This window comes from Pseudomonas sp. EA_5y_Pfl2_R50 (assembly GCF_963970475.1).
In the GTDB taxonomy this organism is placed as follows: domain Bacteria; phylum Pseudomonadota; class Gammaproteobacteria; order Pseudomonadales; family Pseudomonadaceae; genus Aquipseudomonas.
The window spans coordinates 21,687-33,212 of the sequence record NZ_CAXAPT010000023.1 but is presented as its reverse complement, the minus strand read 5'-3'; the positions used below and the strand labels follow the sequence as shown (position 1 = coordinate 33,212).

The window sequence follows — 11,526 nt, the reverse complement described above, 5'->3', positions numbered from 1 at the left end:
TCAACTTGATCGACGACCGCCAATTTAAAGCTCAGCGTGTAATCACGCTGACTGCGCCTTTTGCCTGATTCCATTGGTTCCTCCTGAGGATAGGTCAGAAGGTGTAAACCTTATTCAGGACGGGACATCCAGACGAAAAAAAGCCCGCAGTGTGAGCGGGCGAAAGACCAAAGAAGCTATATGCGCAGTCGCTTCCCGGTGGGGGCAGCTGCTTGGGGGTCAACTGCCCCGGTACGTGGAGTAGCTGTACGGCGAAATCAGCAAAGGCACGTGGTAGTGATCCTGTTCGGCAGCGATGCCGAAGCGCAGCACAACCACGTCCAGAAATGCCGGCTCCGGCAACTGGACACCACGGGCGCGGTAGTAATCGCCCGCGTGGAACTGAACCTGATAAACCCCGGTACGGTAGTCATCGCCTTGCAGCAGCGGCGAATCGACCCGGCCATCGCTGTTGGTTACGGCACTGGCGACCAATTCCAGTTGCGAACCTTCAACGCGGTACAGCTCGACTTTGATCGAGCTGCCCGGGCAGCCGTGTGCAGCGTCCAAAACGTGTGTTGTCAAACGTCCCATTGATTCTGCGCGCCTGCCTGCGTGGAAGCAGTCAGACCTCGCGCCTCCCGAAGTCAGTTAAAAAGGAGACCGCACCGATTCGGAGCACGAAAAGCTGCGGCGAGCGATTGATTAAGACACTTTTCAAAAAAATTGTACACAATAAAAACGACATTTTTTCCTTCACCCCCGTCATTCGGGCGTTTGCCCCCGATCTGCCAGTGCAGTGCATGAACATTGAGCCTCCTGTCCAATATCTGACTGGTCAGGCAGGTTTCTTGCAGGCTCACGCCATTACCAGCAAAAGATGACAGTCGGTGAAAAATGCAAAAAATCAGGCTTACAAATTGCGAATAAAGTTGTATACAATCAGCCCATCGCTGTGACGCCAGCCTGCCAGGCCGCCACACCAATCTGTCAACGAACAAGAAGGAAGACTGCAGTGAGCGCTGACTACCCACGCGACCTGATCGGTTACGGCAGTAACCCTCCTCACCCACACTGGCCGGGCAATGCCCGCATCGCCCTGTCCTTCGTGCTCAATTACGAAGAAGGCGGCGAGCGCAACATCCTGCACGGCGACAAGGAATCCGAAGCGTTCCTCTCCGAAATGGTTGCCGCCCAGCCGCTGCAGGGCGCGCGCAACATGAGCATGGAATCGCTGTACGAGTATGGCAGCCGTGCTGGCGTCTGGCGGATTCTGAAACTGTTCAAGGAATTCGACATTCCGCTGACCATCTTCGCCGTCGCCATGGCCGCCCAGCGCCACCCTGACGTGATCCGCGCGATGGTCGATGCCGGTCACGAAATCTGCAGCCACGGCTACCGCTGGATCGACTACCAGTACATGGACGAAGCGCAGGAACGCGAGCACATGCTCGAAGCGATCCGCATCCTCACCGAAATCACCGGCGAGCGCCCACTGGGCTGGTACACCGGCCGCACCGGCCCGAACACCCGTCGCCTGGTCATGGAAGAAGGTGGTTTCCTCTACGACTGCGATACCTATGACGACGACCTGCCCTACTGGGAACCGAACAATCCGACCGGCAAGCCGCATCTGGTGATCCCGTACACCCTCGACACCAACGACATGCGCTTCACCCAGGTGCAGGGTTTCAACAAGGGTGACGATTTCTTCGAATACCTCAAAGACGCGTTCGACGTGCTCTACGCCGAAGGTGCCGAAGCGCCGAAGATGCTCTCGATCGGTCTGCACTGCCGCCTGATCGGCCGTCCGGGTCGCCTCGCTTCGCTCAAACGCTTTATCGAATACGCCAAAAGTCATGAACAGGTGTGGTTCAGCCGTCGCGTCGACATCGCGCGTCACTGGCACGAAACCCACCCGTACCAAGAGGCCGCGAAATGAGCCGCTTTCAAACCCTGCAACCGTCGACCCTGAGCCGCGACGCTTTCGTCCAAGCCTTCGCCGACATCTACGAACATTCGCCATGGGTGGCCGAGAAGGCCTACGACCTGGGCGCAGATGCTTCGATCGACGAGATCGAAACCCTGCACCAACGCATGAGCGACATCCTGTTGAGCGCCGATCACGCCAGCCAACTGGCGCTGATCAATGCTCACCCGGACCTGGCCGGCAAAGCCGCCGTCCAGGGCCAACTGACCGAAGCCAGCACCAATGAACAGGCGGGCGCCGGTATTCACCAATGCACGGCCGAAGAGTTCCAGCGCTTCACCGAGCTGAACGACGCCTACAAAGCCAAGTTCAAGTTTCCCTTCATCATGGCGGTAAAAGGCAGCAACCGGCATCAGATCCTCGCGGCGTTCGAAACGCGCATTCACAACTCGCAAGACACCGAGTTCAAATGCGCGCTGGCGCAGATCAACAAGATCGCCCTGTTCCGTTTACTGACTCTTTAGCAAGCCTGACCCGAGTGCATCAGACGCGGAGAGCACCCAGGGTCTTGCAAGCATCCCCAGCCACTTATTCAAAGGCAGACAAGAAGAATGAAAGCTTACGCCGTACCTTTCGAAAAATTCGTCAACCTGGCCGATGCCCGTCTGGGCACCAAAATCATCTCGGTCACCGATGACTGGTTCGCAGACGCCAATCGTCTGTTCCAACCGACTCCGGCCGTATGGAAGGAGGGCGTGTTCGATGACAACGGCAAGTGGATGGACGGCTGGGAATCGCGCCGCAAGCGCTTCGAAGGCTTCGACAGCGCGGTGATCCGTCTGGGCGTACCGGGCTCGATCAAAGGCGTGGACATCGACACTTCATTCTTCACCGGCAACTTCCCGCCATCGGCCTCTCTGGAAGCGTGCTTCCTGGCCTCGGGCGAGCCTGATGAAAACACCCAGTGGACTGAAGTGCTGTCGGCCGTCGAGCTGCAGGGCAACAGCCACCACTACCACGAAATCAGCAACGAAAAAGCGTTCAGCCACCTGCGCTTCAATATCTACCCGGACGGCGGCGTTGCCCGTCTGCGCGTGTACGGCATTCCGTTCCGCGACTGGTCGGCTGTGGGCGACAACGAACAAGTCGACCTGGCTGCTGCCCTGAACGGTGGCCGTGCCCTCGCCTGCTCCGACGAACACTTCGGCCGCATGAGCAACATCCTCAACCCGGGCCGTGGCATCAACATGGGCGACGGCTGGGAGACGGCCCGTCGTCGCACGCCAGGCAATGACTGGGTGATCGTCGCGCTGGGTCATCCGGGCGAGATCGAGAAGATCGTCGTCGACACCCTGCACTTCAAAGGCAACTACCCGGACACCTGCTCGATCCAGGGCGCGTTCGTGAAAGGCGGTACTGACAGCCAGATCGAAACCCAGTCGCTGTTCTGGCGTGAACTGCTGCCGAGCCAGAAGCTGGAAATGCACGCCGAGCACACCTTCGTCGAGCAGATCAAGGCACTGGGCCCGATCACCCACATCCGCCTGAACGTGTTCCCGGATGGTGGTGTGAGCCGCCTGCGCGTTCTGGGCAAAGTAGCGAAGTAAGCGGCGCGCCCTTCGCGAGCAAGCCCGCTCCCACAGGGGAATGCATTCCAAAGGTGGGAGCGAGCCTGCTCGCGAAAGCGTCAGAACAGTCAACACAGAATTCGGATAAGAAGAACAGCATGCGCACACTAACGATTGAACCGCTGACCAAAGAAGCCTTCGCCCCTTTCGGTGACGTCATCGAAACCGACGGCAGCGATCACTTCATGATCAACAACGGTTCGACCATGCGCTTCCATAAACTGGCGACGGTCGAAACCGCTCAGCCTGAGGACAACGCGATCATCAGCATCTTCCGCGCCGACGCGCAGGACATGCCGCTGACCGTTTGCATGCTGGAACGCCATCCGCTGGGCAGCCAGGCTTTCATTCCGCTGCTCGGCAACCCCTTTCTGATCGTGGTCGCGCCACTTGGCGATGAACCTGTATCAGGCTTGGTCCGCGCCTTCGTCACCAACGGCAGGCAGGGCATTAATTACCATCGCGGCGTCTGGCACCACCCGGTGCTGACGATCGAAAAGCGGGATGACTTCCTGGTGGTTGATCGCAGTGGCACAGGCAATAACTGCGATGAGCATTTTTTCAAAGAGGATGAGCGTTTGATCCTCGCCCCCCACCAATAAGAGAAGGTCTGATCACTCGACAACAAGAGTGACAGGCGAGAGGTAAAGACTGTGGAAGCACATCTGTTGGAATGGCTGAACCTGAGCGTGCGCTGGGTTCACATGATTACTGGCGTGGCCTGGATCGGCGCGTCGTTCTACTTCGTCTGGCTGGAGAACAACCTCAACCGCGTCAACCCGAAAACCGGTCTGGCCGGTGACCTGTGGGCGATCCACGGTGGCGGTATCTATCACCTCGAAAAATACAAACTGGCCCCGCCGGCAATGCCGGACAACCTGCACTGGTTCAAGTGGGAAGCCTACTTCACCTGGATGTCGGGTATTGCGCTGCTGTGCGTAGTGTTCTACTCCAATCCAACGCTCTACCTGCTGGCTCCGGGCAGCACACTGAGCGGCCCTGAAGGCGTGGCCATCGGTATCGGTTCGCTGTTTGTGGGCTGGTTCGTCTACTCCTTCCTGTGCGACTCGGCCCTGGGCAAACGTCCTGCTCTGCTCGGCTTTATCCTGTTCGTGCTGATCATCGGCGCGGCGTATGGCTTCAGCAAAGTGTTCAGCGGTCGCGGTGCATACCTGCACGTCGGCGCGATCATCGGCACCATCATGGTGGGTAACGTGTTCCGCATCATCATGCCGGCGCAACGTGCACTGGTGGCGGCGATTGCCGAGAACCGCACGCCGGACCCGGCGCTGCCCGCCAAAGGCCTGCTGCGTTCGCGTCACAACAACTACTTCACCCTGCCAGTGCTGTTCATCATGATCAGCAACCACTTCCCGAGCACTTACGGCAGTCAGTACAACTGGCTGATCCTGGCCGGGATCGCGGTGCTGGCCGTGTTGGTGCGTCACTACTTCAACACCCGTCACGACAGCCACAAGTTTGCCTGGACGCTGCCAGTGGCCGCGGTAGGCATGATCTCTCTGGCATACGTCACCGGCCCAACACCGATGTCGACCGCACCGGAAGTGGCCAAGGCGCCAGCCAAAATCGAATACCAACCGCTGCCGGAAACGGCACTGGGCGGTGGCGCGAAACCGGCTGAAGCGGCGGCACCTGTGGCGCCCGCAGAAGCACCTGCAGCACCGGCGCAAGCCTCAAACGCCGGTCCGGCCTTCGACAAAGTGCACAACGTGATTCAAGAACGTTGCACGGTTTGCCACTCGGCCAAACCCACCAGCCCGTTGTTCAGCGCTGCACCCGCGGGAGTGATGCTCGACACCCCTGAGCAGATCCGCCAGAACGCGGCGCGCATCCAGGCGCAAGCCATCACCACGCAGATCATGCCACTGGGCAACATCACGCAGATGACCCAGCAGGAACGTGACCTGATCGGTGCATGGATCGCCCAGGGAGCGCAGACCAACTAAGCAACAAAGCTTCGCGAGCAGGCTCGCTCCCACATGGACTCCATCGATCCCTGTGGGAGCGGGCTTGCTCGCGAAAGCGTCGGGGCAGTCAACGTGATGTTGAATGTTATGGCCTCTTCGCGAGCAAGCCCGCTCCCACAGGTTTACCTGACGCAAAGAAACAGCTGTGAGCAACCCGGCAGCTGTTAATCACAAGAATAAAAAAGATCCGAGGTGTTGCATGTCCGAGCTGTCCAAAGCGCGCATCCCCGACGCACCCGCCATTCAGCGTTTGCCCCTTTTGCAACTGATCCTGGTCGGTTTGCAACACGTTCTGCTGATGTACGGTGGTGCCATCGCGGTGCCGCTGATCATTGGACAGGCCGCTGGCCTGAGTCGTGAAGAAATTGCCTTCCTGATCAACGCCGACCTGCTGGTCGCCGGTGTCGCCACCATCGTGCAGTCCATGGGCATCGGCCCGATGGGCATCCGCATGCCGGTGATGATGGGCGCCAGTTTCGCCGCAGTCGGCAGCATGGTCGCCATGGCCGGCATGCCCGGTATCGGCTTGCAAGGCATCTTCGGCGCGACGATTGCCGCCGGTTTCTTCGGCATGATCATCGCGCCGTTCATGTCCAGGGTCGTGCGCTTCTTCCCGCCTCTGGTGACCGGCACGGTCATTACCTCGATCGGTTTGTCGCTGTTCCCCGTGGCCGTGAACTGGGCCGGTGGCGGTGCTGCCGCCGCACAATTCGGCTCGCCGATTTATCTGGCCATCGCCGCCCTGGTGTTGGGCACCATTCTGCTGATCCACCGCTTCATGCGCGGTTTCTGGGTCAATATTTCCGTGTTGATCGGCATGTGCATCGGCTACGTGCTGTGCGGCGCCATCGGCATGGTCGACCTGAGCGGCATGGCCAACGCGCCATGGATTCAGTTCGTCACCCCGCTGCATTTCGGCATGCCGAAATTCGAACTCGCACCGATCCTGTCGATGTGCCTGGTGGTGGTGATCATCTTCGTCGAGTCCACCGGCATGTTCCTCGCGCTGGGCAAAATCACCGACCAGGAAGTCTGCCCACGCATGTTGCGTCGCGGCCTGCTGTGTGATGCCGGCGCCTCATTTGTCGCCGGGTTCTTCAACACATTCACCCATTCCTCGTTCGCGCAGAACATCGGCCTGGTGCAGATGACGGGCGTGCGCTGCCGCTCGGTGACCATCGTCGCCGGTGGTTTGCTGATCGTGCTGAGCCTGTTGCCGAAAGCCGCATTCCTCGTCGCCTCGATTCCACCGGCCGTATTGGGCGGTGCAGCGATCGCAATGTTCGGCATGGTCGCGGCCACCGGCATCAAGATCCTGCAGGAAGCCGACATTGGTGACCGTCGCAACCAGTTGCTGGTCGCGGTGAGCATCGGCATGGGCCTGATCCCGGTGGTTCGCCCGGAATTCTTCGCGCACCTGCCACTGTGGATGAGCCCGATCACTCATAGCGGCATCGCCATGGCAACGCTCAGCGCGCTGACGCTGAACCTGTTGTTCAACATTCTCGGCGGCAAAGAGCGCGCGGCGATCAACGACTGCCACGCGCACCAGCATTAACAGCAACACGATTTACCCCTGTGGGAGCGGGCTTGCTCGCGAAAGCGGTATGACATTCAACCCATCAGTTGACTGAAAGAACGCCTTCGCGAGCAAGCCCGCTCCCACAAGGTCAAGCAACAGCTCTGCGCCTCAAACAATAAAAACAAGTGGGAGCAACAGATGATTCGTACACAAACCAACGTGTTGTTGAGTGGCGGCCTGCTGGCCGCGAGTCAAGCCATGGCCGGCGATCTCCTGCTGTGGCAGACCAACAGCCTCAGCTATCTGTACGGCAAGAATTTCGCGATCAACCCGTCGATCCAGCAGACGGTCACGTTCGAGCACGCCGACAAGTGGAAATACGGCGACAACTTCCTGTTCGTCGACAAGATCTTCTACAACGGCAAAGAAGATGCGAACAAAGGCCCGCACGCCTTCTACGGCGAATTCACCCCGCGTTTTTCGTTCGGCAAGATCTTCGACCAGAAACTCGAATTCGGCCCGATCAAGGACGTCTTGCTGGCGATGACCTATGAATACGGCGAAGGCGACAGCGAGGCCTACCTGATCGGCCCCGGCTTCGACCTCAAGGTGCCGGGCTTCAACTACGTCACGCTGAACATCTTCCGTCGTCAGACCGAGGGCCCGCGCCCCGGCGATGGCGTCTGGCAGATCACCCCCGCCTGGTCGTACAGCTTTCCCTTGGGCAATTCCGATGTGCTGATCGACGGCTACCTCGACTGGGTAGTCGACAACGATGAGAACTCACGCGGCACCTACCACGCCAACCTGCACATCAATCCGCAGATCAAATATGACCTCGGCAAAGCCCTGGGCTGGAGCCAGAAGCAGTTGTACGTCGGCACCGAATACAGCTACTGGAAAAACAAATACGGCGTCGAAAACACGCACAACTTCGACACCAATCAAAACACCGCCAGCCTGCTGGTGAAGGTGCACTTTTAAGATGGCCCGCAACCGTGCCCCATACCTGTCGTCGGTGCTCTGTTGCGGGGCACTTGAGAGCTGGCCGAGGAGTCAGTATTCTCCGCGGCCTCTTGAATTCGGTCTAAAAAAAAGCCCGGATTTAATTCCTGACCGACGAGCCAACTTATCCCGGCCCCGGTCAGTACCGAGGCATCCCGAAAACACGCTCATTCGACTGTTTTTCAGCAGCCGAACGGGCGTTTTTTTGCTTTTCGAAAGCCTTGGCTCAGCTTTTGCTAACAGCACAGAAGCTGACCGACTGGATGACTTTTGCGGTTACGAAAAAAGGCGCCACACCAGAGCGCCGATCTTAAAAAAATAAACGTGGAACACCTACTTTGGGAGCAACCGAATGAAACGTATGTGCACCAGCCTGATGCTCGCGGGATCGATGTTGGCCGGCGGCCAGGCCATGGCCGATGGTCTGCTGCAGTGGCAGAACAACAGCCTGACCTACCTGTATGGCAAGGATTTCCAGGTCAACCCGCGCATCCAGCAGACCGTCACCTTCGAACACGCCGATGCGTGGAAGTATGGGGATAACTTCTTCTTCCTCGACAAAATCTTCTACAACGGTGACAAGGACTTCAACAACGGCCCGAACACCTACTACGGTGAGTTCAGCCCGCGCATTTCGTTGGGCAAGGTGCTCGACCAGAAGATCGAATTCGGCCCGATCAAAGACGTTCTGGTGGCGATGACTTACGAGTTCGGCGAAGGCGACACCGAGTCGTACCTGATCGGTCCAGGCTTCGACCTGGCGATCCCGGGCTTCGACTACTTCCAGTTGAACTTCTACCAGCGCCACACCCAGGGTGCTCGCGCCGGTGACAACGTCTGGCAGATCACCCCGGTCTGGTCCTACACCATCCCGGTCGGCAAGTCGGACATCCTGATTGACGGTTTCATGGACTGGGTCACCGACAACGACTCCAATTCCAAAGGCGATTACCACGCCAACCTGCACTTCAACCCACAGGTCAAATATGACTTGGGCAAGGCGTTGAGTTTTGGCGAGAAGCAGTTGTATGTCGGTGTTGAATACGACTACTGGAAAGACAAGTACGGCATCGACGACACCGGTGCGTTCAAGACCAATCAGAGCACCACGAGCTTCCTGGTGAAGTTCCACTTCTGATTTCAAGAGCTTCGCGAGCAGGCTCGCTCCCACATTCGACAGAGTTCCAATGTGGGAGCGAGCTTGCTCGCGAAGGCCTCCCCGCAGATTTCAGGCCGGAACCACCGCTTCCGATAGTCCGAGAAACCGGCACAGCTCATCGCGCTTGGCCAACGCATCACGCCGCCCCAGATCAATCAACTCGCTGCAATACCCCGCCTCGAACAGCAGATAGCTCAGCACCCCCGCCCCGCTTGTTTTCGTCGCCCCCGGCCCACGCAGAAACAACCGCAACGCCGCCGGCAGTTCCTGACGATGCCGCGCCGCGATCTCATCGATGGGCTGACTCGGCGAAATCACCAGCACCTCCACCGGCGCCACACCCAGCTCGCGGGTCGGCGTGCCGGCGGGCATCAAGTGGCTGAACTGGTTGAGACGCTGCAGCAACTCGATGTCGCTCTCCAGACTGTCAATGAACGTGCTGTTGAGCATGTGTCCGCCAATCTGTGCCAGCGTCGGCTGCTGACCGGTGTAGGCACGCTCCAGCGGCTGCTGCGAATCGAGTCCGCGCGGATTGCCGCTGACACCGACTACCAGCACGCGACTCGCGCCCAGATGCAGCGCCGGACTGATCGGCGCCGATTGCCGTACCGCGCCGTCGCCGAAATACTCATCACCGATTTTCACCGGGGCGAACAACAACGGAATCGCCGAACTGGCGAGCAGATGCTCCACCGACAATTGCGTCGGCACACCGATACGCCGATGGCGCAACCACGCATCGATCTTGCCGCCGCCCTGATAGAACGTGACGGCCTGACCCGACTCATAACCGAACGCCGTCACCGCCACCGCATGTAATTGCTTGCGCGCGATGGCGTCGGCGATGCCGGGCATGTGCAGTTTTTCATTGAGCAGTTCACGCAGTGGCGAACTGTTGAGCAGCGCCACCGGCAGTTGCCGGCCTAGGCCGAGCAGGCTGTGGCTGACAAAGCGGCTGGCCTGACGGATCACCCCGGGCCAGTCACTGCGCAGCACGCGATGGCTGCGAAAGCCTTGCCAGAACAAGGTCAGGCGTTCGATGGCGGCACGAAAATCGGTGGCGCCACTGGCCAGGCTGACCGCGTTGATCGCGCCCGCCGAAGTACCGACGATCACCGGAAACGGATTGTCCGCGCCCAACGGCAGCAATTCGGCAATCGCCGCCAGCACCCCCACCTGATAAGCCGCCCGAGCCCCGCCGCCGGAAAGAATCAAACCTGTGACCGGTTCAGCTGGGCTCATCGCAACACTCCATGGTGCTTAAAAGGATGGGTGATTCAACCGCGTTTGGCGTACAGCTTCGGCTCGCCCGGTGGACGGCTCTTGAAGCGTCGATGCGCCCACAGGTATTGCTCGGGGCAGGCACGTAACGCGCTCTCGACCCACTGGTTGATGCGAATGCAGTCGGCCTCTTCGGTTTCGCCGGGGAAGTCTTCCAGCGGCGGATGGATCACCAGTCTGTAGCCGCTGCCGTCCGCCAGACGCTCCTGAGTGAACGGCACGACCAGCGCCTTGCCGAGACGGGCGAATTTGGTGGTCGCGGTCACGGTCGCGGCCTGAATGCCGAACAGCGGCACGAAAATACTTTGCTTGGCGCCGTAGTCCTGATCCGGTGCGTACCAGATCGCGCGGCCCGAACGCAGCAGCTTGAGCATGCCGCGGACGTCGTCGCGCTCCACTGCCAGCGAATCGAGATTGTGCCGCTCCCGGCCCTGCCGCTGGATGTAGTCGAACAATGGATTCTTGTGCTCGCGGTACATGCCATCAATGGTGTGTTGCTGGCCGAGCAGCGCCGCGCCGATTTCCAGGGTGGTGAAATGCGCCGCCATCAGAATCACGCCTTTGCCCTCACGCTGAGCCTTTTGCAAATGCTCCAGGCCTTCGACGTGGGCCAGTTTGGCCAGACGCTCGCGGGACCACCACCAGCTCATCGCCATTTCAAAAAAAGCGATACCGGTGGAGGCGAAGTTTTCCTTGAGCAGACGTTTGCGCTCGGCAGCGGACTTTTCCGGGAAGCACAGTTCAAGATTGCGTTTGGCAATGCGCCGCCGGTCGCCGGCCACGCGATACATCAAGGCGCCCAGAACTCGACCGATGGTCAGCAACACCGGATACGGCAATTGCACGATCAGCCATAAAAGCCCCAGACCGCACCAGAGCGGCCAGAAGCGTGGCGATAAAAATGCTTTTCGAAAACGCGGGCGATCCATTAAAGCTTCCGTAAATACAGTGGCCGGGCATTCTACATCGTTCGACCCGGCTTGCGGCTCGCGGGCGTTCTCGTTATAAGTCTCGGCACTTTTAGTGACAAGCCG

At 59.3% G+C, this 11,526-nt stretch carries 11 protein-coding genes; 8 read left to right on the top strand and 3 right to left on the bottom strand.

Annotation, left to right across the window (positions count from 1 at the left end; all coding sequences use genetic code 11):
- Positions 1-219 precede the first annotated feature (219 nt).
- Positions 220-573 (bottom strand): hydroxyisourate hydrolase, encoded by a 354-nt coding sequence (uraH, locus tag AACY19_RS26030; RefSeq protein WP_339454400.1) that lies wholly within the window; start codon positions 571-573, stop codon positions 220-222.
- Positions 574-994: 421 nt separating this feature from the next.
- Between uraH and puuE the strand changes: the two genes are divergently transcribed.
- From puuE to AACY19_RS25990, 8 genes are all read left to right on the top strand, one after another.
- Entirely contained in the window at positions 995-1,921 is a 927-nt protein-coding gene (puuE, locus tag AACY19_RS26025; protein ID WP_122594935.1) for an allantoinase PuuE, read from the top strand.
- Positions 1,918-2,433, top strand: coding sequence for a 2-oxo-4-hydroxy-4-carboxy-5-ureidoimidazoline decarboxylase (uraD, locus tag AACY19_RS26020; protein WP_339454399.1), 516 nt, complete (start codon positions 1,918-1,920; stop codon positions 2,431-2,433). Before puuE ends, uraD begins: the two co-directional genes overlap by 4 nt.
- 87 nt (positions 2,434-2,520) lie before the next feature.
- Positions 2,521-3,516 carry an allantoicase gene (alc, locus tag AACY19_RS26015; RefSeq protein ID WP_339454398.1) on the top strand — a complete coding sequence of 332 codons (996 nt, stop codon included), beginning with the start codon at positions 2,521-2,523 and terminating at the stop codon, positions 3,514-3,516.
- Positions 3,517-3,635: 119 nt separating this feature from the next.
- The gene (locus tag AACY19_RS26010) at positions 3,636-4,139 is read left to right on the top strand and encodes an ureidoglycolate lyase (RefSeq protein ID WP_016982872.1); all 504 of its coding nucleotides are present in this window, start codon (positions 3,636-3,638) and stop codon (positions 4,137-4,139) included.
- A gap of 51 nt (positions 4,140-4,190) precedes the next feature.
- Positions 4,191-5,504 carry a urate hydroxylase PuuD gene (locus tag AACY19_RS26005; protein ID WP_339454397.1) on the top strand — a complete coding sequence of 438 codons (1,314 nt, stop codon included), beginning with the start codon at positions 4,191-4,193 and terminating at the stop codon, positions 5,502-5,504.
- A gap of 220 nt (positions 5,505-5,724) precedes the next feature.
- The gene (locus AACY19_RS26000; protein WP_339454396.1) at positions 5,725-7,083 is read left to right on the top strand and encodes a nucleobase:cation symporter-2 family protein; all 1,359 of its coding nucleotides are present in this window, start codon (positions 5,725-5,727) and stop codon (positions 7,081-7,083) included.
- Between the two features lie 162 nt (positions 7,084-7,245).
- The gene (locus AACY19_RS25995) at positions 7,246-8,031 is read left to right on the top strand and encodes an outer membrane protein OmpK (RefSeq protein WP_339454395.1); all 786 of its coding nucleotides are present in this window, start codon (positions 7,246-7,248) and stop codon (positions 8,029-8,031) included.
- A 373-nt stretch (positions 8,032-8,404) separates the two neighbouring features.
- The gene (locus tag AACY19_RS25990) at positions 8,405-9,190 is read left to right on the top strand and encodes an outer membrane protein OmpK (protein ID WP_339454394.1); all 786 of its coding nucleotides are present in this window, start codon (positions 8,405-8,407) and stop codon (positions 9,188-9,190) included.
- A 90-nt stretch (positions 9,191-9,280) separates the two neighbouring features.
- Here the strand turns inward: AACY19_RS25990 and AACY19_RS25985 are convergent, their stop codons facing one another.
- Together AACY19_RS25985 and AACY19_RS25980 are read right to left on the bottom strand one after the other, a co-directional pair.
- Positions 9,281-10,453 carry a patatin-like phospholipase family protein gene (locus AACY19_RS25985; RefSeq protein ID WP_339454393.1) on the bottom strand — a complete coding sequence of 391 codons (1,173 nt, stop codon included), beginning with the start codon at positions 10,451-10,453 and terminating at the stop codon, positions 9,281-9,283.
- Between the two features lie 35 nt (positions 10,454-10,488).
- Positions 10,489-11,421, bottom strand: a complete 933-nt coding sequence (locus AACY19_RS25980) for a lipid A biosynthesis lauroyl acyltransferase (RefSeq protein ID WP_339454392.1) — start codon at positions 11,419-11,421, stop codon at positions 10,489-10,491.
- Between the last annotated feature and the right edge of the window lie 105 nt (positions 11,422-11,526).

Excerpts from the sequence above, each read along its gene's own strand:
- uraH (WP_339454400.1), bottom strand. The coding sequence starts at position 573 with ATGGGACGTTTGACAACACACGTTTTGGACGCTGCACACGGCTGCCCG.
- uraD (WP_339454399.1), top strand. The coding sequence starts at position 1,918 with ATGAGCCGCTTTCAAACCCTGCAACCGTCGACCCTGAGCCGCGACGCT.
- alc (WP_339454398.1), top strand. The coding sequence starts at position 2,521 with ATGAAAGCTTACGCCGTACCTTTCGAAAAATTCGTCAACCTGGCCGAT.
- AACY19_RS26010 (WP_016982872.1), top strand. The coding sequence starts at position 3,636 with ATGCGCACACTAACGATTGAACCGCTGACCAAAGAAGCCTTCGCCCCT.
- AACY19_RS26000 (WP_339454396.1), top strand. The coding sequence starts at position 5,725 with ATGTCCGAGCTGTCCAAAGCGCGCATCCCCGACGCACCCGCCATTCAG.
- AACY19_RS25995 (WP_339454395.1), top strand. The coding sequence starts at position 7,246 with ATGATTCGTACACAAACCAACGTGTTGTTGAGTGGCGGCCTGCTGGCC.
- AACY19_RS25990 (WP_339454394.1), top strand. The coding sequence starts at position 8,405 with ATGAAACGTATGTGCACCAGCCTGATGCTCGCGGGATCGATGTTGGCC.
- AACY19_RS25985 (WP_339454393.1), bottom strand. The coding sequence starts at position 10,453 with ATGAGCCCAGCTGAACCGGTCACAGGTTTGATTCTTTCCGGCGGCGGG.
- AACY19_RS25980 (WP_339454392.1), bottom strand. The coding sequence starts at position 11,421 with ATGGATCGCCCGCGTTTTCGAAAAGCATTTTTATCGCCACGCTTCTGG.